Origin of the sequence: Shinella sp. WSC3-e, assembly GCF_945994535.1 — a bacterium.
Taxonomy (GTDB): domain Bacteria; phylum Pseudomonadota; class Alphaproteobacteria; order Rhizobiales; family Rhizobiaceae; genus Shinella; species Shinella yambaruensis.
In genome coordinates, this window is the sequence record NZ_OZ000530.1 from 2,807,395 (window position 1) to 2,831,775 (window position 24,381).

The 24,381-nt window shown below is 63.0% G+C and carries 41 protein-coding genes and 1 pseudogene; 36 read left to right on the top strand and 6 right to left on the bottom strand.

The window, feature by feature from the left end; translation table 11 throughout:
• Positions 1-42: 42 nt before the first annotated feature.
• Positions 43-1,281 carry a LysR family transcriptional regulator gene (locus AABF56_RS13840; protein ID WP_272806357.1) on the top strand — a complete coding sequence of 413 codons (1,239 nt, stop codon included), beginning with the start codon at positions 43-45 and terminating at the stop codon, positions 1,279-1,281.
• A gap of 38 nt (positions 1,282-1,319) precedes the next feature.
• Here the strand turns inward: AABF56_RS13840 and AABF56_RS13845 are convergent, their stop codons facing one another.
• Together AABF56_RS13845 and AABF56_RS13850 are read right to left on the bottom strand one after the other, a co-directional pair.
• A complete protein-coding gene (locus AABF56_RS13845) occupies positions 1,320-1,829 on the bottom strand; it encodes a gluconokinase (RefSeq protein WP_272806358.1) in 510 nt (169 codons plus the stop codon).
• Positions 1,826-3,202 carry a GntP family permease gene (locus tag AABF56_RS13850; protein ID WP_272806359.1) on the bottom strand — a complete coding sequence of 459 codons (1,377 nt, stop codon included), beginning with the start codon at positions 3,200-3,202 and terminating at the stop codon, positions 1,826-1,828. The genes AABF56_RS13845 and AABF56_RS13850 overlap by 4 nt, the downstream gene beginning before the upstream one ends.
• A gap of 334 nt (positions 3,203-3,536) precedes the next feature.
• On the opposite strand from AABF56_RS13850, the pseudogene AABF56_RS13855 reads away from it, so the two are divergent.
• Positions 3,537-3,722: pseudogene (locus tag AABF56_RS13855) on the top strand (ABC transporter substrate-binding protein); the annotation flags it as partial.
• Between the two features lie 334 nt (positions 3,723-4,056).
• On the opposite strand, the gene AABF56_RS13860 reads toward AABF56_RS13855, so the two are convergent.
• A complete protein-coding gene (locus AABF56_RS13860) occupies positions 4,057-4,605 on the bottom strand; it encodes a LysR family transcriptional regulator substrate-binding protein (protein WP_272807510.1) in 549 nt (182 codons plus the stop codon).
• Between the two features lie 39 nt (positions 4,606-4,644).
• Positions 4,645-4,761 carry a helix-turn-helix domain-containing protein gene (locus tag AABF56_RS13865; RefSeq protein ID WP_272806360.1) on the bottom strand — a complete coding sequence of 39 codons (117 nt, stop codon included), beginning with the start codon at positions 4,759-4,761 and terminating at the stop codon, positions 4,645-4,647.
• Between the two features lie 116 nt (positions 4,762-4,877).
• Here AABF56_RS13865 and AABF56_RS13870 point away from each other — a divergent pair, with 116 nt between their 5' ends.
• Together AABF56_RS13870 and AABF56_RS13875 are read left to right on the top strand one after the other, a co-directional pair.
• The gene (locus AABF56_RS13870; protein ID WP_272806361.1) at positions 4,878-5,378 is read left to right on the top strand and encodes a nucleoside deaminase; all 501 of its coding nucleotides are present in this window, start codon (positions 4,878-4,880) and stop codon (positions 5,376-5,378) included.
• Positions 5,379-5,516: 138 nt separating this feature from the next.
• Complete coding sequence (locus tag AABF56_RS13875) at positions 5,517-6,812, top strand: nucleobase:cation symporter-2 family protein (RefSeq protein WP_272806362.1); 1,296 nt, start codon at positions 5,517-5,519, stop codon at positions 6,810-6,812.
• Positions 6,813-8,534: 1,722 nt separating this feature from the next.
• Here the strand turns inward: AABF56_RS13875 and AABF56_RS13880 are convergent.
• Entirely contained in the window at positions 8,535-8,999 is a 465-nt protein-coding gene (locus AABF56_RS13880; protein WP_272806363.1) for a helix-turn-helix domain-containing protein, read from the bottom strand.
• A 143-nt stretch (positions 9,000-9,142) separates the two neighbouring features.
• Between AABF56_RS13880 and AABF56_RS13885 the strand changes: the two genes are divergently transcribed.
• Both AABF56_RS13885 and AABF56_RS13890 read left to right on the top strand, forming a co-directional pair.
• Positions 9,143-9,481 (top strand): helix-turn-helix domain-containing protein, encoded by a 339-nt coding sequence (locus tag AABF56_RS13885; protein WP_272806364.1) that lies wholly within the window; start codon positions 9,143-9,145, stop codon positions 9,479-9,481.
• Complete coding sequence (locus AABF56_RS13890) at positions 9,478-9,762, top strand: hypothetical protein (RefSeq protein ID WP_272806365.1); 285 nt, start codon at positions 9,478-9,480, stop codon at positions 9,760-9,762. The genes AABF56_RS13885 and AABF56_RS13890 overlap by 4 nt, the downstream gene beginning before the upstream one ends.
• Before the next feature lie 27 nt (positions 9,763-9,789).
• On the opposite strand, the gene AABF56_RS13895 is transcribed toward AABF56_RS13890, so the two are convergent.
• Positions 9,790-10,170 carry a hypothetical protein gene (locus AABF56_RS13895; RefSeq protein ID WP_272806366.1) on the bottom strand — a complete coding sequence of 127 codons (381 nt, stop codon included), beginning with the start codon at positions 10,168-10,170 and terminating at the stop codon, positions 9,790-9,792.
• A 106-nt stretch (positions 10,171-10,276) separates the two neighbouring features.
• On the opposite strand from AABF56_RS13895, the gene AABF56_RS13900 reads away from it, so the two are divergent.
• The 30 genes from AABF56_RS13900 to AABF56_RS14045 all read left to right on the top strand — a co-directional run bounded on the left by AABF56_RS13900 (position 10,277) and on the right by AABF56_RS14045 (position 24,380).
• Positions 10,277-10,636, top strand: coding sequence for a hypothetical protein (locus AABF56_RS13900; protein ID WP_272806367.1), 360 nt, complete (start codon positions 10,277-10,279; stop codon positions 10,634-10,636).
• A 74-nt stretch (positions 10,637-10,710) separates the two neighbouring features.
• On the top strand, positions 10,711-11,490 hold the full coding sequence (locus AABF56_RS13905; protein ID WP_338341840.1) for a ParB/RepB/Spo0J family partition protein: 780 nt from the start codon (positions 10,711-10,713) through the stop codon (positions 11,488-11,490).
• Positions 11,487-11,948, top strand: a complete 462-nt coding sequence (locus AABF56_RS13910; RefSeq protein ID WP_272806369.1) for a hypothetical protein — start codon at positions 11,487-11,489, stop codon at positions 11,946-11,948. The genes AABF56_RS13905 and AABF56_RS13910 overlap by 4 nt, the downstream gene beginning before the upstream one ends.
• On the top strand, positions 11,948-12,175 hold the full coding sequence (locus tag AABF56_RS13915) for a hypothetical protein (RefSeq protein WP_272806370.1): 228 nt from the start codon (positions 11,948-11,950) through the stop codon (positions 12,173-12,175). The genes AABF56_RS13910 and AABF56_RS13915 overlap by 1 nt, the downstream gene beginning before the upstream one ends.
• Positions 12,172-14,178, top strand: coding sequence for a transposase domain-containing protein (locus tag AABF56_RS13920; protein WP_272806371.1), 2,007 nt, complete (start codon positions 12,172-12,174; stop codon positions 14,176-14,178). The genes AABF56_RS13915 and AABF56_RS13920 overlap by 4 nt, the downstream gene beginning before the upstream one ends.
• Before the next feature lie 69 nt (positions 14,179-14,247).
• Positions 14,248-15,270, top strand: coding sequence for an AAA family ATPase (locus tag AABF56_RS13925; protein WP_272806372.1), 1,023 nt, complete (start codon positions 14,248-14,250; stop codon positions 15,268-15,270).
• Positions 15,267-15,569, top strand: coding sequence for a hypothetical protein (locus AABF56_RS13930; RefSeq protein WP_272806373.1), 303 nt, complete (start codon positions 15,267-15,269; stop codon positions 15,567-15,569). Before AABF56_RS13925 ends, AABF56_RS13930 begins: the two co-directional genes overlap by 4 nt.
• Positions 15,566-15,868, top strand: coding sequence for a hypothetical protein (locus tag AABF56_RS13935; protein ID WP_272806374.1), 303 nt, complete (start codon positions 15,566-15,568; stop codon positions 15,866-15,868). Before AABF56_RS13930 ends, AABF56_RS13935 begins: the two co-directional genes overlap by 4 nt.
• Positions 15,869-15,880: 12 nt before the next feature.
• On the top strand, positions 15,881-16,534 hold the full coding sequence (locus tag AABF56_RS13940) for a DUF3164 family protein (RefSeq protein WP_272806375.1): 654 nt from the start codon (positions 15,881-15,883) through the stop codon (positions 16,532-16,534).
• 10 nt (positions 16,535-16,544) lie between these two features.
• Entirely contained in the window at positions 16,545-16,781 is a 237-nt protein-coding gene (locus AABF56_RS13945; protein WP_272806376.1) for a hypothetical protein, read from the top strand.
• Positions 16,782-16,783: 2 nt separating this feature from the next.
• Positions 16,784-17,209 carry a hypothetical protein gene (locus AABF56_RS13950; protein ID WP_272806377.1) on the top strand — a complete coding sequence of 142 codons (426 nt, stop codon included), beginning with the start codon at positions 16,784-16,786 and terminating at the stop codon, positions 17,207-17,209.
• Positions 17,206-17,472: a hypothetical protein gene (locus AABF56_RS13955; protein WP_272806378.1), complete on the top strand. Its 267-nt coding sequence runs from the start codon at positions 17,206-17,208 to the stop codon at positions 17,470-17,472. Before AABF56_RS13950 ends, AABF56_RS13955 begins: the two co-directional genes overlap by 4 nt.
• Positions 17,469-17,663: a hypothetical protein gene (locus AABF56_RS13960; RefSeq protein ID WP_272806379.1), complete on the top strand. Its 195-nt coding sequence runs from the start codon at positions 17,469-17,471 to the stop codon at positions 17,661-17,663. The genes AABF56_RS13955 and AABF56_RS13960 overlap by 4 nt, the downstream gene beginning before the upstream one ends.
• Entirely contained in the window at positions 17,660-18,142 is a 483-nt protein-coding gene (locus AABF56_RS13965; protein ID WP_272806380.1) for a hypothetical protein, read from the top strand. The genes AABF56_RS13960 and AABF56_RS13965 overlap by 4 nt, the downstream gene beginning before the upstream one ends.
• Entirely contained in the window at positions 18,139-18,618 is a 480-nt protein-coding gene (locus AABF56_RS13970) for a hypothetical protein (protein WP_272806381.1), read from the top strand. Before AABF56_RS13965 ends, AABF56_RS13970 begins: the two co-directional genes overlap by 4 nt.
• 53 nt (positions 18,619-18,671) lie before the next feature.
• Positions 18,672-18,941, top strand: a complete 270-nt coding sequence (locus AABF56_RS13975) for a hypothetical protein (protein ID WP_272806382.1) — start codon at positions 18,672-18,674, stop codon at positions 18,939-18,941.
• Positions 18,938-19,162: a hypothetical protein gene (locus AABF56_RS13980; protein WP_272806383.1), complete on the top strand. Its 225-nt coding sequence runs from the start codon at positions 18,938-18,940 to the stop codon at positions 19,160-19,162. Before AABF56_RS13975 ends, AABF56_RS13980 begins: the two co-directional genes overlap by 4 nt.
• The gene (locus AABF56_RS13985) at positions 19,155-19,481 is read left to right on the top strand and encodes a hypothetical protein (RefSeq protein WP_272806384.1); all 327 of its coding nucleotides are present in this window, start codon (positions 19,155-19,157) and stop codon (positions 19,479-19,481) included. Before AABF56_RS13980 ends, AABF56_RS13985 begins: the two co-directional genes overlap by 8 nt.
• Positions 19,474-19,707, top strand: a complete 234-nt coding sequence (locus AABF56_RS13990; protein ID WP_272806385.1) for a hypothetical protein — start codon at positions 19,474-19,476, stop codon at positions 19,705-19,707. Before AABF56_RS13985 ends, AABF56_RS13990 begins: the two co-directional genes overlap by 8 nt.
• Positions 19,704-19,973: a hypothetical protein gene (locus AABF56_RS13995; RefSeq protein ID WP_272806386.1), complete on the top strand. Its 270-nt coding sequence runs from the start codon at positions 19,704-19,706 to the stop codon at positions 19,971-19,973. Before AABF56_RS13990 ends, AABF56_RS13995 begins: the two co-directional genes overlap by 4 nt.
• Entirely contained in the window at positions 19,970-20,626 is a 657-nt protein-coding gene (locus AABF56_RS14000) for a regulatory protein GemA (protein WP_272806387.1), read from the top strand. The genes AABF56_RS13995 and AABF56_RS14000 overlap by 4 nt, the downstream gene beginning before the upstream one ends.
• The gene (locus AABF56_RS14005; protein ID WP_272806388.1) at positions 20,623-20,865 is read left to right on the top strand and encodes a hypothetical protein; all 243 of its coding nucleotides are present in this window, start codon (positions 20,623-20,625) and stop codon (positions 20,863-20,865) included. Before AABF56_RS14000 ends, AABF56_RS14005 begins: the two co-directional genes overlap by 4 nt.
• Positions 20,865-21,062 (top strand): hypothetical protein, encoded by a 198-nt coding sequence (locus AABF56_RS14010; RefSeq protein WP_272806389.1) that lies wholly within the window; start codon positions 20,865-20,867, stop codon positions 21,060-21,062. The genes AABF56_RS14005 and AABF56_RS14010 overlap by 1 nt, the downstream gene beginning before the upstream one ends.
• Before the next feature lie 3 nt (positions 21,063-21,065).
• Positions 21,066-21,476 (top strand): hypothetical protein, encoded by a 411-nt coding sequence (locus tag AABF56_RS14015; protein WP_272806390.1) that lies wholly within the window; start codon positions 21,066-21,068, stop codon positions 21,474-21,476.
• 104 nt (positions 21,477-21,580) lie between these two features.
• Positions 21,581-22,312: a TIGR02594 family protein gene (locus tag AABF56_RS14020; protein WP_272806391.1), complete on the top strand. Its 732-nt coding sequence runs from the start codon at positions 21,581-21,583 to the stop codon at positions 22,310-22,312.
• A complete protein-coding gene (locus AABF56_RS14025) occupies positions 22,309-22,596 on the top strand; it encodes an NAD(P)+ transhydrogenase beta chain (RefSeq protein WP_272806392.1) in 288 nt (95 codons plus the stop codon). Before AABF56_RS14020 ends, AABF56_RS14025 begins: the two co-directional genes overlap by 4 nt.
• The gene (locus AABF56_RS14030; protein WP_272806393.1) at positions 22,593-22,955 is read left to right on the top strand and encodes a hypothetical protein; all 363 of its coding nucleotides are present in this window, start codon (positions 22,593-22,595) and stop codon (positions 22,953-22,955) included. The genes AABF56_RS14025 and AABF56_RS14030 overlap by 4 nt, the downstream gene beginning before the upstream one ends.
• Positions 22,956-23,168: 213 nt before the next feature.
• Positions 23,169-23,498, top strand: coding sequence for a DUF2730 family protein (locus AABF56_RS14035; protein ID WP_272806394.1), 330 nt, complete (start codon positions 23,169-23,171; stop codon positions 23,496-23,498).
• Positions 23,495-23,794: a hypothetical protein gene (locus AABF56_RS14040; RefSeq protein WP_272806395.1), complete on the top strand. Its 300-nt coding sequence runs from the start codon at positions 23,495-23,497 to the stop codon at positions 23,792-23,794. Before AABF56_RS14035 ends, AABF56_RS14040 begins: the two co-directional genes overlap by 4 nt.
• A 1-nt stretch (position 23,795) precedes the next feature.
• Positions 23,796-24,380, top strand: coding sequence for a phage protein Gp27 family protein (locus tag AABF56_RS14045; RefSeq protein ID WP_272806396.1), 585 nt, complete (start codon positions 23,796-23,798; stop codon positions 24,378-24,380).
• Position 24,381 lies beyond the last annotated feature (1 nt).

The following is a 24,381-nucleotide window of genomic DNA, read 5'->3' on the forward strand; positions in this document are numbered from 1 at the left end:
CGAAGCGTGTTATAGTTTTTTTTGAATTAGATTCCGAACGCCATGAACGTTTCAGGTCTCAATATCCGTCATCTTCGGCTCTTCATGCAGGTCTGCGAGAGCGGCAGCCTCAACAGGGCGGCGGCCGGGCTGAACGTCTCGCAGCCTTCCGTCTCCGTTGCGCTCGCCGGCATCGAGCAGCGCTTCGGCGCCAGGCTTCTGAACCGTTACGCCGCCGGCAGCGAGCCGACGGCCGCGGGCGAGGTGCTTCTCGCCCGGCTGCGCCGCATGGAAGAGCAGCTGTCCTCGGCCTTGGCCGAGGCACTGGGCCAGAGTTCCCAGCGCGATCCTGCCCTGATCTCGAAGGGCATGGTCCGCATCACCTTTCGCCAGATCGAGGCGCTGATCACGCTGGCCGCCAGCGGCTCGATCACCGAAGCGGCCCGCAGCGGAGGCGGCTCGCCGGGGGCGCTGCACCGGACGCTTCACGAGCTGCAGGCCAATGTGGGCAGGGCGATCCTCATGCGCGGCCCGAGCGGCGTGGCCCCGAACGCGATCGGCCGCCGCCTCGCGATGCGCTGGCGCGTGGCACTGACCGAACTTGAGCAGGCGGTCGATGAGCTGCGCGAGCTCGAGGGCCGCATGGAAGGCCGGATCAAGATCGCCAGCCTGCCGCTTGCCCGCACGCTGCTGCTCGGCCGGGCGATCAACTCCTTGCTGGCCGCCCATCCGAACGCGAAGATCGAAGTGGTGGACGGTTCCTACGAGCTCCTGTCCCAGCAGTTGCGGATGGGGGCAAGCGACATCCTGATCGGTGCGCTGCGCTCGGGAAGCGAACTTTCGGGCCTGAAGACCGAAGCCCTGTTCGACGATCCGTATGCCATCGTGGGCCGGACGAACCATCCTCTTCTGTCCAGCGGCGCGAGAGGCGCATCGTTGGACGACCTCGCATGGCAGGAATGGGTCGCGCAGCGGCCCGGAACTCCCATTCGCGCCGCATTCGATGCCCTCTTCGAGAAATGCCCCTCACCCCCGCGAACCAGCATAGAAACAAGCTCCCTTGTTCTCACCCGCGCCATCATCATGGAAAGCGACCGCCTGTCCATGCTCTCCCGCCGCCAGATCGCCGTCGAAGAACGGGAGGGGCTCTTGCATTGCATCCCCGTCAGCGAAGATGTGCGGCAACGGCTCGGAATGCGCACGATCGGCATCACCATGCGCGAGAACTGGTTGCCGAGCGGGCTACAGTCAATGTTTCTGGAGCAATTGCGCCGTGTCGCGGTGGAGATGGGTTCTATATAAAGGTTGCCCCACCGCTCACTCAGCCTGCCGAAGCCGTGTCAGTAGCCGAGCTCCCGCATTGCGAGGTCGATCTGTTCAGTGGTCGAAAGCGCCACGTCGACGATCACGCCGTCCTCATCCGGGCCAAGCGGTTCGAGCGCAGCAAGCTGCGAGTCGAGCAGGGAGGCAGGGAAGAAGTGCCCGGCGCGGTGCGAAAGCCGATCGGCCAGCACGGCGCGATCACCGTGGACATGCACGAAGCGCACCCGTGGCGCTCCGCTGCGCAGGATATTGCGATAGGCGCGCTTCAGCGCGGAGCATCCGACCACGGAGGGCCGGCCGGCCGCCTCATCCCTGGCAATCTCCGCCGCCAGCGCCTTCAGCCATGGAGCACGATCGTTGTCGTCGAGCGGAATCCCGGCCGACATCTTGGCCACGTTCTCCGGCGGATGGAAGCTGTCGCCCTCGATGAAACGCCAGCCGAGCCTTTCGGCAAGCGCCTCCCCGACGGTGGTCTTGCCGCTGCCGGAAACGCCCATCACCACGATATGGTGCAGCTCTCCGCTCATAGTATCCACCATCCGACAAGGGCGAAGGCGAAGCCGATGACGCCGAGCAGGGTTTCCATCACCGTCCAGGTCTGGAGCGTGGTCCGTTCGTCCATCTGGAGGAAGCGGCCGACCAGCCAGAAGCCGGAATCGTTGACATGGCTGAGCACCGTCGCGCCGCAGGCGATGGCGATGACGAGGAAGCACAGGTCGAAGGAGCTCAGCCCCGTCGTCGCGGCGACGGTGGGCGCGAGCAAGCCCGCCGTCGTGGTCAACGCCACGGTGGCCGAGCCCTGCGCCACGCGCAGCGCGGTGGAGATGAGGAAGGCGGCGACGATCAGCGGCATGCCGACCGCCTCCAGGCTGCCGGCGAGTGCCTGGCCGATGCCGCTTGCGCGCAGCACGCCGCCGAACATGCCGCCGGCCCCGGTCACCAGGATGATGGCGCAAACCGGTCCGAGGGCCCCATCCATCAATTTTTCCATGTCCTTGAGCGTACGCTGACCGCTGAGCATCCACATGCCGACGAGCACGGTGATGAGTAGCGCGACCGGCGTCTGCCCGGCCATGCGCAGGATGCTCACCCACAAAGCATCGCCGTCGATCACCTTGGCGCTCACCAGCGTGCCGAGGCCGGTATTGAGGAAGATCAGCGCCAGCGGCAGCAGGAGCACGAGCATCACCTTGCCGAAGGACGGCGGTTCGCGGTCGTGCGCCGTCTCGCTGAGCGAACCGAGAAGTTCCGGCACCGGCAGCTCGAAACGCTTGCCGGCCCAAAGGCCGAAGAGATAGCTGCCCAGATACCAGGTCGGCAGGGCGACGACGAGGCCGACCAGCACCAGAAGGCCGATATCGGCTCCCAGCAGTTCGCCCGCGGCGACCGGACCCGGGTGGGGCGGCAGGAAGGCGTGCATGACCGCGAAGGCACCCGCCGATGGCAGAGCATAAAGCAGCACCGAGCCGCCGAAACGATGGGCGACGCTGAAGATGATCGGCAGCATCACCACGAGACCAGCGTCGAAGAAGATCGGAAAGCCGAACAGCAGCGAGGCAACGCCGAGTGCGAAAGGCGCGCGATCATGGCCGAATTGCCCGATCAGCCGGTCGGCAAGCACCTGCGCGCCGCCTGAAACCTCCAGCATCCGCCCGATCATCGCGCCGAAGCCGACCAGGAGCGCGACCGAGGCGAGCGTCGAGCCGAAGCCCTGCAAGAGCGTCGGAACCACGTCCTGGAAGGAGATGCCCGTGACCAGCGCGGTCAGCAGGCTGACCAGCACGAGCGCGACGAAAGCATGCAGGCGGAACCGCAGGATGAGCAGAAGAAGCAGCGCAACGGCGGCCGCCGCGATCAGCAGCAGCGTCACCGTCCCGTAGACGGGCTCAGTCGGGTTCATGTGTCCTCCCCAGGCAGAATCGCACGAAAGTCCATGGATTCCATGGCCTTTCCCCGGCAACCTAGGCTGAAAGGAACCAGGCGAAAAGCGATTATGTTGATGGTTCACAGAAAGACGACGCGATCACCCCTCTCCTTCAGCACCGCTATCGTCGATCAGAAGGAGGAAGTGCCGTGTCGATCTGAACGCTCCATGCGGCCCTCCTCACGAGCCATCGAGACCGGAAAGGTTTCGAACGGATGAGGAAGCCAGGGGCACGATCCGCGGCTTCCGCGAAGCTCCATCGTGCCGACTGACATCGATCGCACAGACAAAGGCGTTCGCAGACTGGACGAGCCCGGAGGTTATGGCGTATTTCATCACGCGCGGCTGGAGCAACGAAACTGTCAGTAAGCTCTTGGCGTGGCAAACGGAAAACCAAGCTGCGGGTGAAGAAGGCGCGAAACACTTCCTCGCAGAGAACAAGGACCTCTTGTCGAAATGGGTTCCGACTGACGTCGCTGAAAAAGTGGCAGCAGCCTCTAATCATAATGCGCGCCGCGTCACGCGGCGCACGTCTAGATTCTTATCTATACCCTTAAAGGCGTTGATGGGATAAGGACGGTTAGCCCGATAGGTCACAACTCGTTGCGTTGGTGAAGGCCATGTTCACCCTCGAGAAAGCTCTCACTGCTTCCAGACTCCGTTTGCGGGGACTGAGGAACGCGGCGGAAGAGCGCGCGGGTGCGCGCCGCCTGGAAGGGCCTGGGCGGGGCATTGGCCGCCGCGCAGAGATAGAGCTTTTCCGACAGGCGGCGGTTTGCGAGCCGCGCGAACAGGAAGCGCCCCTCGGCGACGCCCGCCGCCGCGTCCAGTCAGGTTAGGAAGCTGATGCCCTTGCCTGCCGCGACATATTCCATGATGAGGGCGATGGAATTGCTCCTCAGCGCGATATGCGGCTCGGCATGAATGCGGTAGACCTCCGCATCGAGCCGCGGCCAGACTGAAAGGCTGGTATTGGGCAAGCAGAGCGGCCGGCCGAGGCAGTTTTCGATGCGGAGCGGCGGCTTGCCCGAGGGCGCAAGTGCCAGTGCATAGACCACTCCGAGGTTGTAGCTCCGCTCGTCATAGACCCGAAGCTCGGGCAGGCGCGGCACGTTGAAGGCGAGGAGCGCATCGATCTCGTTGCGGCAGAGCTGGCTGACCAGCGTGCCGGTATCCCCCACCGAGACCTTCAGCGTGGACGGCCCCGTCTCCGCCTCCAGCCCCGGCAGAATGTAGGGCACAAGGCATTCCATGACGCCGAGCCGCAGCGTGCCGGCCGCGTTGCCACCGGCCTGCAGCGCGCTTTCGTCATCCAGCCAACGCTCGGCCTGCGCCAGCAGCGCCTGCCCCTGTTCCGTCAATTGCACGCCCTGCGGCATGCGCACGAACAATCGCGCACCGAAAGTCTGTTCGAGGATCTACATCTGGCGGCTGAGGGCGGAGGCCGAAAGATTGAGCTTTTCCGCTGCGCGGCGGATGGAGCGCTCGCGCGCCACTTCCACGAAGGTGAAGAACTCCCGCGAAAACGCTGACACAACAATCTCCCTGTGCAGTTTTTTCGCACGCTATGCGCAATTCATTCAAATTGGCGCAAGCCCCCTTCTCGCGCACTCTGATCCCGGGAGTTTTAAGCGTTCAGGAGGAGTGACGAATGCTCGACAGACAGAACAAGGGACAGGCAACGGACATCGACCTGCGCAATCTGCGCGAGACGATGAAGATCGCGGAGGAAAGCCGGGCGGCGGGCAACCACCCATTCGGCGTGCTACTGGCGGGGCCGGATGGAGCGGTGCTCCTGATCTCCGACAACACGTTCAAGGACGACAAGGGCGCCAGCCACGCGGAGATGAACCTCGCGCGCGACGCCGCCAAGGCCTATTCGCCGGAATTCCTCGCCGAATGCACGCTCGTCACCTCGGTGGAGCCGTGCCGCATGTGCGCGGGCGGCACCTATTGGGCAGGCATCGGCCGGCTCGTCTACGGCATGACGGAAAAACACCTTGCGGAACTGACCGGCGACAATCCGGAAAACCTGACAATGGACATGCCCTGCGAGCACATTTTCGACGCCGGGCAGCGCCGGGTGGCGGTCGTCGGCCCCGTTCCGACGCTTGAAGGAGAGATCGCGAAAGCCCACGAAGGCTTCTGGTAAACGCCGGACGCCGTCGCCCTTTCCTTTCCCTTCAGGAGTTCAGCCCATGTCCCGACAAGCGGACCATGGCGCGGCTGCGGCCGGCGCCAACGAGACTGCACGGCATGTCCATCCCGTCGATGAGATCCTGCCGCCCGCATGGCGGTGTTCGCGCTCCAGCACGTGCTCGTCATGTATACCGGCGCCATTGCCGTACCCTTCATCATCGGCGGCGCCCTCAACCTCACGCAGGCCCAGATCGCCTATCTGATCCAGGCCGACCTCATCACCTGCGGCCTCGCCACGTTGATCCAGACCGTCGGCTTCTGGCGCTTCGGCGTGCGCATGCCGCTGATGCAGGGCATCACCTTCGCCGCGATCTCGCCGGTCATCGCCATCGGCAACAATCCGGCAATCCTTGCGGATGGCCCCAATGCCGGCCTGCAGGCCGTCTACGGCGCGGTCATCGCGGCGGGGCTCTTCGCCATCTTCATGGCGCCGCGCGGCCGCTACATCGTCAGGGCCTTCCCGCCCGTCGTCGTCGGCGCGGTGCTGACGGTGATGGGGCTCAGCCTGCTGCCGGTCGCGATCCAATATGCCGCGGGCGGTTTCATGCCGGATGCGGGCCGGCCCGCCTATATCGGCCTCGCCTTCCTCGTGCTCGCCGTCATCGTTCTCCTGAACATGTTCGGCCGCGGCTTCGTGAAGAACATTTCGGTCTTCCTCGGCCTGGTCGTCGGGGTCGTCTTCGCCGCCGTTATGGGCATGCTCGATTTCAGCGCGGTCAAGGATGCGGCGCCGGTCGCAATCGTCACGCCCTTCCACTTCGGAATGCCGACCTTCCATCTCGTGCCCGTCCTGACGATGTGCCTCGTCGTCGCCATCACGTGGGTGGAATCCGTCGGCGACACGATCGCCGTCGGCGAGATGGTCGGCCGGCCCGCGACGGAGCGCACCATCGCCGACCTGCTTCGGGCCGACGGCCTGTCGACGATGCTCGGCGGCATGCTGAACTCGTTCCCCTATACCGCCTTCTCGGAAAACGTCGCGCTGGTGAACATCACGGGCATGCGCAGCCGCTGGACCGTAGCGCTGGCCGGCGGGTTCCTCATCGTGCTCGGCCTGTCGCCGGTGCTGGCGACGGCCATCGCCTCGCTGCCCAAGCCCGTGGTCGGCGGCGCGGGGTTCGTGATGTTCGGCACGCTGGTCGTCGTCGGCATGAAGACCCTGCAGAAGATCGACTTCGACACGACCTTCAACAACTTCATGGTGGTGGGCTTGAGCGTCGCCATGGCGATGATCACCATCGTCAAGCCGGACTTCTTCCAGTTCATGCCGGACTGGTCGCAGGTGGTGTTCCACTCCCCCGTCATCATGGGCGCGGTCACCGCCATCGCCATGAACGCCGCCCTCAACGGGCTCAGCATGCAGGGACAGATCGCCATGGCCCACTAGGTCTCCCTCCCCCGGGATCCAAGTGACGCCTGCCGGAAGGCCGGGATCGCAAGATCCCGGCCTTCTCATTGGATCGCCCTAGCGACAATCATGCGGGTATGCGTTGCAACACTCCGCCATCAACCAGGAAAATGCGAAGCGATAGTCAGCCGTTGTGGTTAGGCTCTTGAAAGAGTCAGAACCAACGTTCCTGTCTCGGTGGGAAGGCGGACATGCCTACAGCGGATTAGCCTTATCAACTAGATAAGGTGTCTCACCATTATCCGTATTGCTAGCTGAAACTGCAAGCTGCCTTGCATGATCTGTTCGCAGACTCTCGTCGCTGTCCTCATACAAGCCGACAGAACGCAGGCGACCTCCCTGATCAGAGATACTCCGCCCCCGCTGTTCTCGACGAAACGATCCCTACAACTGGCTGTGGAAAGACGAGATGAGGACGCTCTCGTTTTGTCAGATCAGGGACCGTCGGTTGACTTTGATACACCCGTCAACTCTTCTACCGAACTCCGGCCACAGCCAATGACGACCATTCCGCCTCGGTGATTTTCGCATTTTCAACGGTTGCGGGTTCAAATCCCGCGTAAATTTCGAAGTTTTCTATCAGATTGATTTATAGGGATATTTTCTCGGAAAGATACCACCAAAAATTGCGGCTGTCAGTGGACAGCAATAGATTTCCATGGACCCTATTGAAGCCGTTGTTGTCCGACACATATATCCGGACGAGGCGGGAATATCCGGGAATAGCCGGGAACTGGCGAGAAAGGCCGAAAAATCAGGGGCTTCGGCGGGAGCACGGCGGATCAGGGCGCGGAGCGTTTTTGACAGCTGGCTCGGTGGAAACACCCTTGAGCGTGCGAAGTATGGGTGAAAGCGGGCTTGGCTTCAAGCGCTGCCTCAAAAACGGCCGAGAAGCCTTCGAAGCCTCTTCAAACCATTGAAAAATCTAGAGTGGCGGTGGCGGGGCGTGCGCGCCTGGCGAAGGCGGCGGCTCCCCGGAAATGCGGAAAAATCCAATTCGAGGTTCCTCCTGAGGCGGAACCTTGCGCCGCAAACGATGCCAAATCATTGAAATAAATAGGGGAACCTTGAAAAATCGCGGTATTTTCAGGGGCCTTGAGGTTCCTACCATCGGCCCCGGAGAACGGCCAGATCACGATTGCGCGTTCGCGATCTGGTTGGAGTATTTCCTCTGCCCTCGTCGGCTCTCCCGCGCAGCCTTCGCGGCGGCGGCGTCGTCCAAGGCGAAGCGCAAAGCCGCATCCAGGTATTTTCGATCCCCGGCAGCGAGGTAGACCTGCGAGAGAAGATGCTCGCGGTTAACGGTAGCCGCAGTCTCAGCCGCAGCCCTAATATCCTCATCAACGAGTTTCAAAGCGGACCAGCGCCAGCTATCCGCGTCATCGCGTTTGGCATCCTTTGCCCCTTGAGTGCGACCCGCTATGCAAAGTATCCCAATCCCCGGAAGTGCGAGCAGCAGGCAGAGAATTCCCCATCCCCATGGGTTCCTACCGAAGCGTCGCGCGAGTGCCGCCCCGAATAGGCTGAAGTTTACCATTGCAAAGCCAAGCCAAACCGCCCCCGAGCCCATTTACCGCCTCCATCAGTGATACGCGTTAATCAATCGGATTTACCACACATACAGTTTCAGGTTGAGAACATGCCGCACAAATTTAACGTCCCATTAAGGAACAGGCATAGGGTGGTCGACTTGAACAAGCATCAAGCCGAGTGTTTCCCTTTGCCCGGCTCGCTACGTGCATTCTCGATAGCAATGCGAACTTCCTTGTGAAGAAGACGCAATCGCAAATCGACCTCCTCGCAATCGTCCTTAGAGATCAAGCGCTCTTCTAGCCCAGCCAGATAGTAGGAAGCGGTCTTCGCCAACGCCGTTGCTGGCAGCTTTATCTTGGCCGCGAGATGCTCTTCTAAAACGATGCGCTCAACGCGGTCGTAGAGGGAGGCCTGCCCCTTCTCGTCCTCTCCCAATAGAAGCCAACGCGGCGCCACTCCTAGTGTATCGCAAATTTTTGCGATCTCATGAAGCCCGAACGATGTCTTGCCTTTCTTATATGCCGTCCAGGTATTGGGGGCCACACCCAGTTTTTTGGCTAACTCCCCTTCGGTTCCCCAGGAATTCTTACTGAGGATGCGCCTGAAGACTGCGTCGTAGTCGAAGGTTCCCACGCGATCTCAGTATCGCATAATTTTGTGATGGAGCTATTTACCATCGCAATTTTTTGCGATACTCCTTTCCCATAAATACGGACCAAATCACCCTTGAAAAAGGAGGCTTTGCAGAGCCTCCCCGTTCAAACCGAGGAACTTTTATGCACCCTGACCGTCATGCGGACAAGGCCGCGGCCGCGCGCCTTGAAGAGGCTCATCGTGTCAAAAGCAAGCTTTCGCTTGCGGGCTTTTCCCTTCTCGACGTCGATCGCCTCTACAATCTGCCGCGCGGCACAGCGGGAACGACGCTTCGCGAGCCGAACGCCGCCGGCGAGCGTGCCATCGCGGCGGCCCTGCAGAGCCGCCCGCACCTGCTCTGGCGCTCCCGCTATCATGCGGACGGCCACCGCAAATCACCACAGCCGGCGGAAAACTATCAGCGCTCGACGATGCGGGAGCGCCGCCAGGCGCAGGCGGCCGACTGCGGGGCAGCGGCATGATGCGTGGCGCCAACAAGAACGCTGCTCTGGCCTTTCGCGGTTTGTGCCGCAGAACCTGCGTCGGTTCCGGCCGTCAGACCCGCTCCGCCGACGCCACACCCGAACAATCGCGGATGACGGCGCGCGCCGATAGGGCGAAAAGCACGTCCAAAATCGACGTGGTCCTTTTTGTGCCTTCGCACTCGGCGTTCTGCCGGCGCGCGGAACTGTTGCTGCTTTGCGGGGTGCCGTTTGCGGCACTCTTCGCGGTACTCGCTATCGTGCTGCAGAGGGCGATGTGATGGGGAACGTCTCCGATTTCGACCCCTTCAATCAGTTCCCTGCTTCGGTGGTGGCTTCCTACGTTTCGAATTTGCTAGTTTCAGCTGGCTGCGGAGAAACTCTGCGCCTTCTAGTTTGTGGAGCTCTTCCACAACCTTCCCCTCTTTCCAGTCAGAAGCGTCTAGCCATGCGCGCAGACGCGACAGGCCAACCTCTGCGTCACCAATATCGCCAAGGGCGCCGACATAATCAGCCGCCAAAATCCCGTGGAGGCTTTCGATGATGTCGAACAGCCTCACCCGGTCAATAGCGCCCTTGTCTATGAGCGCGAGAGCAATAGCCGCTATCGCCATGTTCTGCCCGTCGCACATGGATTGCGTCGCCAGGATCAGCTCGTCCGTTTCCTCGTCCATTTCGATCGTCTCCATGTGGTTCGCGCGCGTGGGGATGACAGGTGCCAGGCCGGGTTGCCTCCCCGCCTGGCACCGCCAGCTTGTCATGAGTCGTGCGGCACAACCAAAGGGAGTTTTTGTCATGCGTAATCCCTATTCCGAAGACGAGCGCCTGGCCGCCATGGTCAGCGCCGCTTTCCGCGCCAGCCGGTCGCACTTCAACCACCTGCCGATCCGGTATCTCATCAATCCGCCGGTCGAGATGTTCGATGCGAAGCTCGCCCGGCAGATCACGATCCACATCCTGAACAACGAGTTCGGTATCCCACGCCGCCGGTTGACCAAGCTGCTCGGCGTCGGCCGCGCCATGGTGCTGCAGTCGATCCGAACGGTCGACCAGCGGCGGTATGAGCCAGTCTTCGAACGGGCCTACGAGCGGATTTCCGCGCGGGCCAAGGACAATTTCATGACGGCGCTCGCCGAAGACGCGGAGGCCGCATAGGCATGGCCGAACTTATCCGACTGAAGCTGAAAGACCTCTACCGTGGGGACCGCCTGCGGCCGGTGGACATGGACATGGCCGCCGCCATCGGCGCGTCGTTCGAGGCGCGCGGGCAGATATCGCCGATCACGGTGCGCCGCACGCCGGCGAAGAACAAGGGCGCGACACCCTTCAGCCTGATCGTCGGCGGGCATCGCTGCGCCGCGGCCGATATCATCGGGTGGGAGGAACTGGACGCGCTCGTTGTCGAGGCAGATGGCCCCGAGGCGCAGATGATGGAGATCGCCGAGAACCTCTATCGCAACGAGCTGAGTGCGCTCGACCGCGCAATCTTCGTGATGAAATACCGCGAGCTTTGGGAAAAGCAGCACGGCAAGATCGAGCGTGGACAATACTCCGCTGAAAAGTGCAACGATTGCACTTTTGTCTTCGCCCCTGGCCGCGACCTGTCAGAGCACGTCCAAGAGCGGCTCGGCTTCGGCAGGCGCACATATTTTAATGTGACCCGTATCGGCCAGAACCTGCATCCGACCCTGCGGGCGGCGGTGCGAGGCACCGAGGCCGAGACCGACCAGTCGAAGCTCCTGAAGCTGGCGAAGCTGCCCGCCGACGACCAGTTGCGCATTGCCGCCGCGCTGAAGGAAAAGCCGGATCTGAAGCTGGCGCTCTCCTGGCTGAAGCCGGAAAAGCCCGCCGTCGATCCTCAGGCGGCATTGCTGGCCAAGCTGATCGCCGCCTGGGACGGGGCGAGCGAACAGACACGGCAGGAGTTCCTCGTCCATATCGGTGTCGACCAGGACGCGGGCCTTGGCAATCTGATGGCCAGCATCAAGCGTGAGGCGGAAGCGGCATGACGAAGCCAGACCCCGCCCAGGCCGATTTCTTCGCCGAGCCGGTCTTCCCGAGCCGGACGCCCGTCGAGCGCATAGACATTGCCCGCTTTCGCAGCCGCCTTCGCCGCGAAATGGCGCGCGCCATTCGGGAGTGCCCTTGTGATCGCCCGACGATCGCCGCGCGCATGGCGACCTATCTCGGCCTGCCTTCGATCTCGAAGGCCTCGCTCGACGCCTATACGGCGGAAAGCAAGGAAGGGCACGATATCAGCCTTGTGCGCTTCAAGGCCTTTGTGCGCGCCACCGGCGCCGTCTGGCTTTGGGACGTCATTGTTTCGGAAGACGGCCTCCTGCTCTTGCAGGGCGACGAAGCGCGCCTTGCCGAAATCGAGCGCCTTCGCCAGGAGCAACGCGCCATCGGCGCGGAAATCCGCAAACTGACGGCGACGCCCGTCCGCATTCGGCGGGGTGAAGGCTGATGGCCGGCAAGATCTCCATCATCGGCCAGATCGCCGAGATCGACCGGGAAATCGCGATGCGCGAACGGGTCTATCCCCGCGAAGTGCAGTCCGGCCGGATGAAGCAGGCCGAGGCAGAAATGCTGATGGAGCGCATCCACGCGGTGCGCGCCACGCTGATGTTCTGCCGCGAAAACGAAGCCGACATTCGCGCCTGGATGGCAGAGAAGAAGGGCGGTCGCGCATGAAGGAGTGGTTCAGCCTCGCCGAGCTTGCCGCCGCGCAGCTGCCCGGCCTGCCCGCGACCGTCAAGGGCTTCGACAAGGTGGTTTTCCGCGAGGGATGGCGAATGGATGCCTCGCGATGCCGGAAGCTTACCGGCCGCGAAGGCGGCGGAGGGTTCCAATACCATGTCTCTCTGCTTTCCGATGCCGCTCGATCGAAGCTTGCCTTCATCGAGGCCGCACCGAACATCCCGCAGACGGCTGCTTCGAACCTGCTTTGGAGGCGGTTCGAAGCGCTCACCGATGACCAGCGTGCCGTGTGCCAGAAGCGGCTGGATGTTTTGACCACATGGGAGAGCATGCGAGCGGCAGGCATCAATGCCGCCCAGGCCGCGCGCTATTGCGAGACCAAGTTCGACGTCGCACGCAGCTCGCTATACGAATGGCGGCAGAAGGTGGAGGGAAAGCCGCGCCAGGACTGGCTTGCCGCCCTTGCTCCCGATAGTGCCACGGCGAACGGCGAGGATATCAAGACCGCGGAATGCCATCCCGACGCCTGGGACGTGCTGGCTTCGGATTATCTTCGCCCGGAAGGTCCCAAGTTCTCCTCCTGCTATCGTCGCATGAAGGAGGTCGCCAAGAAAAAGGGATGGGCACCCATTCCGGCCGAGCGGACATTGCGCCGCCACATGGACATCAAGGTCCCGCGTGCCGTGCAGATCCTCGCCCGCAAGGGCAAGGAAGAGGCGATGAAGCTCCTGCCCGCGCAACAGCGCTCCGTCGCCCATCTCGCGGCGATGGAATACGCCAACACGGACGGGCACAAGCTCGACCTGCATGTCATGCTGCCGGGCCGGGACAAGCCGACGCGCGTCTACCTGATGGCGACACAGGACCTCTATTCGCGGAAAATCCTCTCCTGGACCCTTGCCGAGGCGGAGACCTGGGAAGCCGTTCGCACCATAATCGGCCGCATGGTCGAGGACCATGGCATCCCCAAGCGCCTCTATATGGACAACGGCAAGGCCTTCGCGTCCAAGAAAATCTCCGGCAGGGCGAAGCGGCGAAACCGTTTCAAGATCACGGAAGACGAGGTCGCCGGCCTCTTGAAAACGCTCGGCATCGACGGTCGCTTCGTCAAACCCTATTCCGGCCAGTCGAAGCCGATCGAGCGCGGCTGGGGCGACCTTGCCGAGGAAATCTCCAAGCATCCTGACATGGCTGGGGCCTATACCGGTCGCAGCCCGGAGCACAAGCCGGAAAACTACGGCGAATGGGCCGTCCCGCTCGACCAGCTCGAAACACATGTCGCCGACCGGATTGCCGAACACAATGCGCGCGAGGGTCGCAAGACGGAGACAGCGAAGGGCCGGAGCTTCGACGCGACATTCGCCGCCAGCCTCGCCGAGCCCTTGAACGCTCCCCGTTTCGCAAGTCCGATTCAGCGCTCGCTCTGGATGCTCACGGCCGAAACGATCAAGGCCCGCAAGCCGAATGGTGCCGTGCACCTCTTTGGCAATCGTTACTGGTCGCGTGAGTTGAACCAGTGGGTCGGCAAGAAGCTGACCGTGCGCTTCGATCCGTCCGATCTGCATGGAACGGTAAAGGTCTATGACCCGCAGGGGCGTCTTATCTGCGAGGCGGCCTGCATCGACAAGACCGGGTTCGATTGCCAGGCAGCGGCGCGTGAGACGGCGCGCGCGAAGAGCGATTTCGCCAAATCCCTCAAGGTCCAGAAGGACGCGGCCCGCCGCCTCAGCGATCTGCAGCTGAAGGAGTTGATGGGCCGTGGCGAAAGCGACCAAGCGACGAAGGCAAAGCCGACGCGGCCGAAGGTGACGCGTCTCATAACGCGCCAGCAGGCCGCCCCCGCAACCGCCGTCGACGAAATCGACGAACAGCAGTTCGAAGACAACTTCAGCCGGGGCCTTGCCCGGCTTGCCGGCGGCGATGCCGCCATCCTGCCATTTCCGAAAGGAAATCGACCGGTGAGTACAGCGTCCGGTCGAAAGCATAGAGCCGAGTAGTAGTGCGTTCGGTTCCCAAAAAAAATAGCGGGCACGAGGCCCGCAACAATCAAAGCAAAGGAACCCTAGATGAAAAAGCCGATCAACACAATTCCCGAATGGAATTTCCCGACGCCGACACAGGCGTTCGTGGACAAGCACGGCCCTGCCGAGGTGGAACGGTGGCGCAAGCTCCTCTCCCGCGTCATCGACGTGGCCAGAGAGCATGGTTGGAACAAAGCGGAAGTCTCCCGGCGCTCCGGAGTGAAAGACGGCACCTTTAACCAGTGGTCGAACGGGAATTATCCGGGCCTCCTCGAAAACCCCAACGATGACATCAGCAATTGGCTCGATGCCCTGGAGGAGAGTGCCGGGATTGCCGCCACGCTTCCGGTTTCGCCGAAGTTCATTCGCACCGCGACCGGCGCTGAAATCTTCAACGTCCTGCTCTATTCGCAGCTCTCGTCCGGCTTCACCATGGTTGTGCTTCCATCGGGAGCCGGTAAGACCACGGCCGCTCGCCACTTCGTCGCGACCCGCCCTCATACATGGATGGCGACGGTCAGCCCGCATACGAAGACCGTTCATGGCCTCCTCGTCGAGCTGGCGACGGAGCTGGATGTTCATGAACATAATCCTGCGCGTCTGGTTCGTGCCATCGGCAGGAAGTTGCAACGTATCGGCGACGGCACCCTGTTGATCATCGACGAGGCACAGAACCTTGTGCCCGACGCGATCAACCAGCTTCGTCACTTCGTCGACAACTATAACTGCGGCATTACCCTGATCGGCAACGAGGACACCGGCGCCGCGTTCCTCAAGGATCGCGGTTCGATCGCCAGCCGTGCCCAGGTCGTGACCCGCTTCGATCGGCGTTTGCGTTCAGAGCGCGATCCAGTTGGAGATGCGCGCCTCCTGATCGACGCATGGGGGATCGAAGACGCCGATTGCGTCAAGTTCCTCATCGGCGTCGCATCGAAGCCGGGCGCCTTGCGCAATATCGACCGAACTGTCCGCGCAGCCGCGATGCAGGCTCTCGGCGCCGGTGAGGATATTTCCCTGAAGTACCTGACAGCCGCATGGCGCAATCGCGACATGGGAGAGCTGGCATGATCTCTGCCCTGCGCGACACCACACTGAGTACCGCGATCTTCGACGTGATCAGGGTGATCCTTCCCTACACGGCCGAGGGAAAGGCGATGCCCTCCTCTCTGGCGCATACCGTCGTCACCCAGCTTGCTGCCACTCAGAAGCTCGCCACCCTGATGGAACAGGAGCTTGCCATTCACCGGTTCGACGAAGCGGGGATGTCCGTTCGCACCATGGTGGAACGCGAGATCGCGGCAGCGCTTGACCAGGGCGTTACCAGCACCGTGGTCAAGTTCGATCCCGACAAGGGGAGGAAGTCGTGAACGTCGACCGCCTTCTCTCGGACCATCTTAAAGAGCTGAGGAGGACCGTCGCCACGGTCCTCCAGCGAAGCTCCCTGACCGGCCGAGCCGTACCATTCGGCGAGGCCCGGCAGATCACCGACAAAATCAACACGGCCGTCGCGCTCGCCCAGGAAGTCGAGGAGGAAAACCGCATCCTCGAACATCGCCTGTCGGCCGGGCGCGACGATCTCCGAAACCGGAAGGCGGCGGCGGACATCACGGATGTCGCCAGTGGCGACAACGTGACCGCCTTCCGGGCCCTCTCCCCGAAAATCTGAAGGACCATGACCATGGACACAGTCATCCTTGAAGAGAAGCCCGAAGCCGGCGTCACGCTGGTGAACGGCCGCGAATACATGCATGACGCCAAGGGCAACCTGGTGCCTGTCGCCAACATCAAGGCTGCGGACAAGCTCGAAGACGAGATGGTCCGCAAGGTCATCGCCTATGCCGTTGATCTCAGCGCGCAGATCACGCGCTTCCGCGATCACACCATGGGCGATATCTCCAGCTTCGACGCGCTTCTTGCCCAGGAGTACGGCGCGTCGATCGGCGGGAAGAAGGGTAACAAGACCTATCAGTCCTTCGACGGCCTGATGCGCGTCCAGGTGCAGGTAGCCGACCAGATCGATTTCGGGCCGCAGCTCCAGATCGCCAAGACCCTCATCGACGAATGCCTGAACGAATGGTCGGCCGATAGCCGGCCGGAAATCCAGTCGATCGTCACGAGGGCCTTCAACACCGACAAGGAAGGCCAGATCAACAAGGCCGAGCTGTTCATGTTACTGCGCCTGGAGATCGAGGATGCCCGGTGGAACCGCGCCATGGAGGCCATCCGTGCCTCCATACGCGTGACCGGCTCAAAGGAATATGTCCGGTTCTACACGCGCTCCTCGCTGGAGGAGCCCTGGCAGGCCGTGACCATCGACCTGGCGAAGGCGTGAGGGCGGGACGATGGCCAAACACCGCAGGAAACTCGGGTCACGCCGTCTGAGCGGCAAATGGACGTCCAAGCGTGCTCATGCCTTTTGCATGGCCAGGATGGGCCAGATCGAACTGATCCTTCAGGAAATCGCCTCGACCTATGACGACGTCGATCAGACCGTCGTCGCCGAGTGCGATCGCCTTCGGGATGAGGAACTGCCCGCCCTCGGCCGCACCTTGGACGAAGCTCTCGAAGAGGGACGCTAGCTATGAGCCACGCCAGCTACAACCACGCCCTTTTCGAGGAAGAGGCCCGGGTCATCGGGATTTATCCGATCGGCATGATCGGCGACCCGGAGAGCCCGCCGGATTGGTTCACCAGCCTTTGGGAGGATACCGACGATCCGAACGATCCGCTCTTCGACGCTCTTCCCGAGTTGAAGGGCGTCATGGTGGAAGACGCGGCCGAGTGGGCGAATGCCCTGATCCTTCGCTCTCGCTCGGGCTTCATCGTTCGGTACGAGGTTTGCGTACGGCATTATCATCCCTCGCCGGTCACCAGCTACGAGAGTAGCTGGGGCTGGATCCAGGAGGGCACGCTGTATGCCGAGACGATCAACGAGATCGGCCCGACCGTCCTGAAGCTTGCGCGCGGACAGCACGCCGCCGAGCAGCGGAAGGCAGGTGCGGCATGACCCGCGCCCTCGGCATCGTCCGCGCAGACAAGCTGCTCTCGCAATCCCGGTGCCCGGTTTGTGGCGCCGGCCGTGTCGAGACGATCGGCGGCAAGGGCTCGCCGGTCGCCATTTGCGTCTACCGGTGCTCCGCCGAGTTCCAGGTCGACCTCAACGGCGAAATCATCCCGATGAACGTCTGCCCGGCCGCGTCCTACGTCGCCGCTGCGCAGCTCAACAAGGAGGCGCGCGCCGATGCCGTGCGCCAGGCAGGTGGAGCATGAGGCAGTTTTCAACCGAAGCGCACCTGCTTGACGGCATCCGTGAGGAAGCCGAGCGGCAGGGCTGCACCGTCTTGGAGCGCAAGGGCCGGGTCTACGCCGTTGTGGTGATGCCGTGCGAATGCGGGTGCCACTCCCTTACGGACATCGACCTGACCGATATCGCTCACCGTCTTTGGGAGCGGCTGCAATGAACATGACAGCCGATTACCGCTGCCGTGAATGCGGCATCACGAACATCGAACCCGGGATCAAAATCGACGGCCAGCCGCTCTGCTGGCAGGACGAAGACATCTGCTCGCGCTGCCATGACGAACTGCACGAGCAGCTCGTCAAGGACGCCGCGCGCTATCGACATATCCGGAACCGGCAGTTCCGGGCCGTCGATATCGCCGCCGGCGGTGTCTTCGCCGGCATCATCCATGCCAACCTGATTATCGGCGGTGAGGATCTCGACCGCGCCATCGATGGGGAGATGGGGGCGGACATTCCCATCGTCGCCACGCTGGAGCGCCGGCTGGCGGAGTGCCTTGCGGCGTGCGTCGACACGCCGCTGGTGACCGGCCGGGATGAGCCGGGTGGCTATAGCTCTCCCCTTGATCTTCGCCTCGGCTTCTTCCGTCCGGACCTTTCGGAGCGCGCGGCCGAACTGCTTGAGGAGGCCGGGCTGTGACGGACGTCCATGTACATATCGCTGCTCTTGTAGCGCTCCGCGACAAGGTCTCCGAAGAATGCCTGAATGATGACGGTCGCTATTTTCTGGAGACCTACAACGATCTTACGCAATGCCATCACGGGGAGACCGGGAACTACAACAACCGGGCGGACGGGAAGGCGATCGCGATCTTGTGGAACCTCTGGAAGGCGGGCGTCATCGCACCAGCGTGGCAACCGATCGACACTGCGCCGAAAGACGGGCGCGAAGTCCTTATAGCTTGCCCGCTCGCGGACCTGTTCAACCAGTATGTTGTCAGCGCCGCCTACTTCGACGCTGCCGCTTACGGCGGCACATGGTGGTGGGCGGGAACGAAGATGGACGAATGGGGCGATAGTCCCGTGGAGGACATCAACGAAGCGCCCGTGTTTTGGCAGCCGATGCCGGCCGCACCGGTCGGCTCCCCCATCAAATCATCCGGAGGCGACGCATGACGGTCGTGCGGTGGTTAAAGACAATCTGATCCAGCAGTAAAGAGGCAAACGCCATGCAAATTCTCAATATGCAAGCAAGAAGTGCCGCCTTCAAAATCGAAACACTCGACGGGCTGTGGGAGGAGGCAAGCAAGTTAGGTGAGGTAAGGGTTGATTACGGTTTCGGTGGTGGTCAGTACGCCGAAATTCGGTTCAAGCGGCCAGCGGGGTCGTGGATCATGGCGCGCGGTACACACACCGACATTCGTGAGGCCCTGCGTCTCGCGATTGAAGAGGCCCTGGCAATAGGGGCGACCCGGCGCCACGAAAGGTCAGGCCGATGATTGACCATCCCGACGTAGACACCTGTCCGATCTGCGCCGAGCCGCTTCTCGATGACAATATCTGCGCGACGGATATCGAGATGGGCATCTGCCATGCGGCCTGCCTGGAAGGATCTCCTACTGTCGACCTGCAAACCGGCGAGCCCACCGGAGGCCCGATCGACACCTTCCGCTATGGCGATACCGCCGCCAACAAATCGAAAGGTCAGGCCGATGAGTGACGCGATACCCGCTGACATCATGCAGGCGGCATCCGAAGCGCACGCCAACTTTGCCAGATCATCTGTCTCGGACAACCTGACGATCATCATCGCCAAAGCCATCTTCGCCGAGCGCTTGCGCATCATCTCTCGCCTCAAGGAAGAGGCGGACCTGACACCTTGCTTTGAAGACGCCATGGTCACGCGCTCCAATGCGCGCTTGATCGAGGCCGATTTCTCCTACGAGGGGGCCGAACGCCTCTTGGAGATCGAGGAGGCGCGGGAAAACGCCACCACAGCAACAAGTGGAGCCTTCCAGGCCGGAGGCGATCATGGCTGAGGCCGCAAAGGAGTTCGTCTGCACCTATCGCCATCGCGGACTTGAATATGGCGTCAACGTCCACGCGACCGATTACCAGGATGCGTCCGCGCACCTGCGCGCGATCGGCACGACCGGCTCGGTTGATGGCGTGCTCGTCATGTCGGTTTCCTTGCCATCCGGCGCCGGTATCTGGCGCCGCCTTCAGGTGGCTGTTGGCGTCCTCCTCGGGAGGTACAGCCGATGACCGGGATCTACTTCGACGGTGCCGTGCGCCTGATATCCTATTCCGCCGTGACCAAGGGCGCGAAGGCGACGATCAAGATCGAGCTGGAGGCATCCGACCGGTACGACCTGGCCTCCTTGCTGCGCCAGCTCGACGAGATCGATCGCGAGCAGCGGGAAGCCGCGAAACCTGCTCCGAAAGCCACCCGGCCCGCCGCCAGGAAATCGCAGCTCGCCCTGCCGGCCCCGATGCTGCAGCTTGAGGACCAGAGGGAGAGCGACACATGACCTCGTCCGTCAAGGCCATCCATGCCGGCTTTCGCGAGCTCGGCATTACCGAGGATGACGACAAGCGCGCGCTCTATGCCCGCGTCACCGGCCAGTCCCGCCTGTCGCTCATGTCGGCCGACCAGGAGAGCGCCGTCCTCACCGAACTGCGCCGCCTCGGTTTCAGGCCGGCCGAGCGCCGGGCGAACGGCGCGGCCAAACTCACCGGCCGGTATGCGAAAAAGCTCCAGGCCATGTGGATCGCCGCATGGCACCTTGGCGTGGTGCCGGATCGCGATGACGCCGCGCTGATCGGTTTCGTGAAGCGCCAGACGGATCTGGACGGCATTCGCTTCGTCCACCATGCGGACGATGCGCGCGCCGTGATAGAGGCCCTGAAGGCGCGCATGAAGCGCGATGCCGGCGTCCAGTTCGGAACGGACCTGGGCTGCGATTGGCTGGCCAGCGATGTCGCCAAGATGGCTTGGGCGCAGTGGCGGATCATCCGGCCCGACGCGAGCCTGATGGTGCGTAAGGGGTTCGACGAAGCGGTTGCGGCTGCGATCGGGCGGCGCGTCACCATGCTCGTCGAACTGACAGACCGGGATTGGCAGGCCGTGATGAAGGCGCTCGGCCCGCGCGTGCGCGGCGCCAGGAAGGCCGGCACGCCATGACCACGCCCCTCCACGTCAGCGACCATGCCATCCTGCGCTATCTGGAGCGTGCGCATGGCCTCGACGTGGAGGCCGTGCGCCGGCACATCGCCAGCCGGTGCGCCACCGGCGCCGAGCTGCGGGCGACAACAGTCATCGTCGAGCGCGTCAAGTTCGTGCTCGCCGAACGGGAAGCCGGAACCGTCGTCGTCACCGTCCTGAAAGCCCGGTGGCCCGCCCGGCCGGAGGACACGAAGTGATGGGCACGGCCGCGCACCTTCCCCTCTTCGAGACGGAAACCTTGAACGCCATTCGAGAGGAGCGCGAGGACCTCTTGAAGCGTCTTCAGCGCGGCGGTGTCGATGCCCACACGCGGATCAAGCGTGAGGAGCGCCTCAAGGTCCTCACTGCCCGCCAGATCGAGATCGAGACAGCGCTTCGGCTTGGGAGACGTTGACGGATGAGCGAGCAGCTTCCCGAACGTGCATGGTTTTCTCCGCTTCTCAACGAGATCGCGGACGTCGCCGGCGAGCGTGCGGCGTTGTTGCTCGGCCGGGAGAAGGCCTGCCACCGCATCTTCATCCCTAAGAACCTGAAGGAAGGTCATTGGCTCGTTGAGCTGGTCGGTGAAGAAGCGGCAGGGAGACTGGTGAAACGCTACGCCGACAGCTACCTTGACATCCCGCCTGCGCTTGGCGGACAAATGCGCCGTCGTCGCCGCGCCATCACGGAGATGACCATGCAGGGCTGGTCGATCGCCCGCATCACCCGCACGCTCGGGGTTGCCCGGTCGACCGTTACGGACCAGCGCCGCAAGATCGGACGCCCCTCGCCGAAGCAACTTGACCTTTTCGGCGAGAGCGAGGACTGAGGGTCCGAAATCGGACCATTCGACTGCGCCACCTCCGGCAGCATTGTGCCCCCAGATCGCCGGACCGATTTCCGGCGCTTTCTTCTGATCCGGGGGCGTTTCCATTGAGCACCATCACCTTCGACAAGTGGGTCATCACGCGCCTGCTCGCCCATGGCGCCTATGCCGGCAAGGCGGACGATGCGCCCGGCCGCATGATGATCGAGGGCCTCAAGCGTTTCCAGGCGGCCGAGGGGCTTAAAATCACCGGCACGGCGAACGAAGCCACGGTCGCTGCCCTGCGCCGTACGTCGGCGGCGCCGAACGCCACGTTGCTGATCGCGCCCGCGCCGCCGGCAGAACCCATCTGGATGCGCGAGGCCCGCCGCTATCTCGGCCTGCGCGAGATCGCCGGCCGCGGTTCGAATTCGACCATCATGTCCTGGGCGCGGCGCCTCGGCGGCTGGGTGGCGAGCTTCTATACCGACGACGACATCCCATGGTGCGGCCTCGCCGTCGCCGCCTGGGTTGCGGTGACCCTGCCCCAGGAGGCGCTGCCCTCCAATCCGCTCGGCGCGCTCAACTGGCGGACCTTCGGGATTTCGCTTCCCGCGCCCTCTGTCGGCGCGATCCTCGTCTTCAAGCGGCCGGGTGGCGGGCATGTCGGCCTTTATGTCGGCGAGGACGCCACGCACTACCATGTGCTCGGCGGCAACCAGAGCAACAGTGTTTCCATCACGCGCATCGAGCGGTCGCGCCTGGTCGCGATCCGGTATCCGAAGACCGGCGGCAACCCGATCGGCGGGCGCGTGCACCTGTCGGCAAAAGGCGTGCCGGTGACGAAGGACGAGGCATGAAGGACGGCCCGGCCTACAACACCACGAAGCGGCAGATCTGGTTTTCCTTCGGCCTCGGCTGGCTGGTCATCCTCCTCCTCGTCGTCGGCGGGCTTCGCGGATCTCGCGAGGCGGTGGATCTTGCCGGCATCACGATCCCTTCGATGATCCTGCTCATTGCCGCCATGCTCGGCATCCATCGCTACACGGGGTCGATGGACTTTCGGGCGATGCAGGATCGAGCCCCGGCCAGCGTCGAGCCACCGTATCGCGCTCGCGACGAACCGGCGGGAGAGGTTCAATGATGGCCGCACTGCAAGGGTGGGCAGCGCGGGTCCTGGTAGGGCTCGCGCTGCTCGTCGGTCTCCTGATCGCCGCCTGGCTCGTTCTGGACAGGCTCGACACGATGATCGAGCGCGCCAAGCAGGCCGCGATCGAGAAGCGGGACGCCTATTGGACCGCCGAGATCGAGCGCGGCAACGCCGAGGCCAACCGCCGCATCGCCGACCAGGCGAAAGCGGCGCTCGCCATCGAGACCAACGCAAACGCCCGTATCCGGGCGGTCGAAGATCAACTTGCCAGCCTGGAGACTGCGAATGCGGCCCTGCCTCATGGCGATGCTTGCGGCCTCGGCCGTGATCGCGTCCGCCTGCTCCCACACTGAGCCCAAGCCCGTCGTGCGAATCGTCGAGGTCAAGGCGACTATTCCGGACAGCGCACGCCAGAAATGCGCCCAGCCCGTGGCGCTGCCCGACCGGGACATGACCTCGGGCGAGGTCACCGTTAAATGGGGCGCCGACCGCGCGGCGCTTTTGACATGTGAAACGAGGCGGGCGGCTGCGGTCGCGGCCGTCGATGCTGCCGGAGAAGACCGTTGATGGACCTGTCGATACTCATGCCGTGGATCGGCGCCGCCCTGTCCATCATCGCGCTTGGCACCCAGCTCAAGGCCATCATTTCGTCCGGAGAGCGAAAGCTGGAGGAGCGCGTCACCAAGGTGGAGCTGAAGCTCGTCGAGCACGATCGTCGCATCCAGACGGTCGAGAGCGAGATGAAACACCTGCCTGACCGGGAGACCGCCCACAATCTCCAGATCAGCATGGAGCGCATCGCCGGCCGGCTCGACACGATGGACGAACGGCTCCGGCCGATCGCGGCGACCAATCATCGTTTGCAGGAATATCTGCTGGAGCAGGCCAAGAAATGAGCATCGAGAACATTATCCAGGAAGAAGCCCGGCTCATCATCCTGAAGGAGCTGAGGCTCCAACCGAACCGATCGCTGACGTCCGAGGCGATGCGGCGTTATCTCCTTCGCAGCTTCCTCATCGACAAGCCGCGCGAATGGGTCGAAAGCCAGTACATTTTCCTGCGCGATATGGGCGCCGTCGATGTGATCCCGGCCGGGTCGGTCGCGATCGCACGGCTGACGGAACGCGGCGACCTCTTCCTTCAGGGGCTCGCCTCCATTTCGGGCGTTCAGTCCCCGTCCGCGAGGGCGTGACATGGCGGAGGATCGCCGTGGCCGTGGTCGGCTCAACAGTCTGGAGCTGCTGCCCGAGGAGGCACAGGACGATGTGATCTGGGCGGTCGGCCAGCTTAACGAGCGCCGCCGCTCGACGGCCGACATCCTCTTCGAACTGAACGACCGGCTTGAGGTGAAGGGCATTCCTCCAATCTCGAAGTCGGCGTTCTACCGCCGTTCGGCGAGGCTCGCGAAACGCGCCATGCAGCTGGAGGAACGCCGCTATATCTATGCCGGCATCGCAGAAAAGCTCACGCCCGAGGAGATCGGCCGAAACGATGTCGTGCTCGGCGAATTTTTGAAAACGCTTATCGACGATCTCCTGGACAGGGACGAGGCCGACAGCAAGAGCGCGATGGAGCTGGCGCGCGCCTACAAGGATACCATCATCGCCCAGCGGCATTCTGCCGAGCACCGCCGCAAGGCCGAGGACGAGGCGAAGACCAAGCTTCTCAAGGCCGTCGATGCTGCTGTCGGTGTCGCCGGTGTAGAGGGTGAGAAGCCGGACGGCCTCGCCGTCATCAAGAAGATCCGCGAAGAAATCTACGGGATCTTCGAGGAATGAA

What these genes read in the sequence shown, in the direction of transcription:
- AABF56_RS13840 (WP_272806357.1), top strand. Translation starts at nt 43, where the DNA reads ATGAACGTTTCAGGTCTCAATATCCGTCATCTTCGGCTCTTCATGCAG.
- AABF56_RS13845 (WP_272806358.1), bottom strand. Translation starts at nt 1,829, where the DNA reads ATGAGCGGAGAGCTGCACCATATCGTGGTGATGGGCGTTTCCGGCAGC.
- AABF56_RS13850 (WP_272806359.1), bottom strand. Translation starts at nt 3,202, where the DNA reads ATGAACCCGACTGAGCCCGTCTACGGGACGGTGACGCTGCTGCTGATC.
- AABF56_RS13860 (WP_272807510.1), bottom strand. Translation starts at nt 4,605, where the DNA reads ATGCCGCAGGGCGTGCAATTGACGGAACAGGGGCAGGCGCTGCTGGCG.
- AABF56_RS13870 (WP_272806361.1), top strand. Translation starts at nt 4,878, where the DNA reads ATGCTCGACAGACAGAACAAGGGACAGGCAACGGACATCGACCTGCGC.
- AABF56_RS13875 (WP_272806362.1), top strand. Translation starts at nt 5,517, where the DNA reads ATGGCGGTGTTCGCGCTCCAGCACGTGCTCGTCATGTATACCGGCGCC.
- AABF56_RS13885 (WP_272806364.1), top strand. Translation starts at nt 9,143, where the DNA reads ATGCACCCTGACCGTCATGCGGACAAGGCCGCGGCCGCGCGCCTTGAA.
- AABF56_RS13890 (WP_272806365.1), top strand. Translation starts at nt 9,478, where the DNA reads ATGATGCGTGGCGCCAACAAGAACGCTGCTCTGGCCTTTCGCGGTTTG.
- AABF56_RS13895 (WP_272806366.1), bottom strand. Translation starts at nt 10,170, where the DNA reads ATGGAGACGATCGAAATGGACGAGGAAACGGACGAGCTGATCCTGGCG.
- AABF56_RS13900 (WP_272806367.1), top strand. Translation starts at nt 10,277, where the DNA reads ATGCGTAATCCCTATTCCGAAGACGAGCGCCTGGCCGCCATGGTCAGC.
- AABF56_RS13905 (WP_338341840.1), top strand. Translation starts at nt 10,711, where the DNA reads ATGGCCGCCGCCATCGGCGCGTCGTTCGAGGCGCGCGGGCAGATATCG.
- AABF56_RS13910 (WP_272806369.1), top strand. Translation starts at nt 11,487, where the DNA reads ATGACGAAGCCAGACCCCGCCCAGGCCGATTTCTTCGCCGAGCCGGTC.
- AABF56_RS13915 (WP_272806370.1), top strand. Translation starts at nt 11,948, where the DNA reads ATGGCCGGCAAGATCTCCATCATCGGCCAGATCGCCGAGATCGACCGG.
- AABF56_RS13920 (WP_272806371.1), top strand. Translation starts at nt 12,172, where the DNA reads ATGAAGGAGTGGTTCAGCCTCGCCGAGCTTGCCGCCGCGCAGCTGCCC.
- AABF56_RS13925 (WP_272806372.1), top strand. Translation starts at nt 14,248, where the DNA reads ATGAAAAAGCCGATCAACACAATTCCCGAATGGAATTTCCCGACGCCG.
- AABF56_RS13930 (WP_272806373.1), top strand. Translation starts at nt 15,267, where the DNA reads ATGATCTCTGCCCTGCGCGACACCACACTGAGTACCGCGATCTTCGAC.
- AABF56_RS13940 (WP_272806375.1), top strand. Translation starts at nt 15,881, where the DNA reads ATGGACACAGTCATCCTTGAAGAGAAGCCCGAAGCCGGCGTCACGCTG.
- AABF56_RS13945 (WP_272806376.1), top strand. Translation starts at nt 16,545, where the DNA reads ATGGCCAAACACCGCAGGAAACTCGGGTCACGCCGTCTGAGCGGCAAA.
- AABF56_RS13950 (WP_272806377.1), top strand. Translation starts at nt 16,784, where the DNA reads ATGAGCCACGCCAGCTACAACCACGCCCTTTTCGAGGAAGAGGCCCGG.
- AABF56_RS13955 (WP_272806378.1), top strand. Translation starts at nt 17,206, where the DNA reads ATGACCCGCGCCCTCGGCATCGTCCGCGCAGACAAGCTGCTCTCGCAA.
- AABF56_RS13960 (WP_272806379.1), top strand. Translation starts at nt 17,469, where the DNA reads ATGAGGCAGTTTTCAACCGAAGCGCACCTGCTTGACGGCATCCGTGAG.
- AABF56_RS13965 (WP_272806380.1), top strand. Translation starts at nt 17,660, where the DNA reads ATGAACATGACAGCCGATTACCGCTGCCGTGAATGCGGCATCACGAAC.
- AABF56_RS13975 (WP_272806382.1), top strand. Translation starts at nt 18,672, where the DNA reads ATGCAAATTCTCAATATGCAAGCAAGAAGTGCCGCCTTCAAAATCGAA.
- AABF56_RS13980 (WP_272806383.1), top strand. Translation starts at nt 18,938, where the DNA reads ATGATTGACCATCCCGACGTAGACACCTGTCCGATCTGCGCCGAGCCG.
- AABF56_RS13985 (WP_272806384.1), top strand. Translation starts at nt 19,155, where the DNA reads ATGAGTGACGCGATACCCGCTGACATCATGCAGGCGGCATCCGAAGCG.
- AABF56_RS13990 (WP_272806385.1), top strand. Translation starts at nt 19,474, where the DNA reads ATGGCTGAGGCCGCAAAGGAGTTCGTCTGCACCTATCGCCATCGCGGA.
- AABF56_RS13995 (WP_272806386.1), top strand. Translation starts at nt 19,704, where the DNA reads ATGACCGGGATCTACTTCGACGGTGCCGTGCGCCTGATATCCTATTCC.
- AABF56_RS14000 (WP_272806387.1), top strand. Translation starts at nt 19,970, where the DNA reads ATGACCTCGTCCGTCAAGGCCATCCATGCCGGCTTTCGCGAGCTCGGC.
- AABF56_RS14005 (WP_272806388.1), top strand. Translation starts at nt 20,623, where the DNA reads ATGACCACGCCCCTCCACGTCAGCGACCATGCCATCCTGCGCTATCTG.
- AABF56_RS14010 (WP_272806389.1), top strand. Translation starts at nt 20,865, where the DNA reads ATGGGCACGGCCGCGCACCTTCCCCTCTTCGAGACGGAAACCTTGAAC.
- AABF56_RS14015 (WP_272806390.1), top strand. Translation starts at nt 21,066, where the DNA reads ATGAGCGAGCAGCTTCCCGAACGTGCATGGTTTTCTCCGCTTCTCAAC.
- AABF56_RS14025 (WP_272806392.1), top strand. Translation starts at nt 22,309, where the DNA reads ATGAAGGACGGCCCGGCCTACAACACCACGAAGCGGCAGATCTGGTTT.
- AABF56_RS14030 (WP_272806393.1), top strand. Translation starts at nt 22,593, where the DNA reads ATGATGGCCGCACTGCAAGGGTGGGCAGCGCGGGTCCTGGTAGGGCTC.
- AABF56_RS14035 (WP_272806394.1), top strand. Translation starts at nt 23,169, where the DNA reads ATGGACCTGTCGATACTCATGCCGTGGATCGGCGCCGCCCTGTCCATC.
- AABF56_RS14040 (WP_272806395.1), top strand. Translation starts at nt 23,495, where the DNA reads ATGAGCATCGAGAACATTATCCAGGAAGAAGCCCGGCTCATCATCCTG.
- AABF56_RS14045 (WP_272806396.1), top strand. Translation starts at nt 23,796, where the DNA reads ATGGCGGAGGATCGCCGTGGCCGTGGTCGGCTCAACAGTCTGGAGCTG.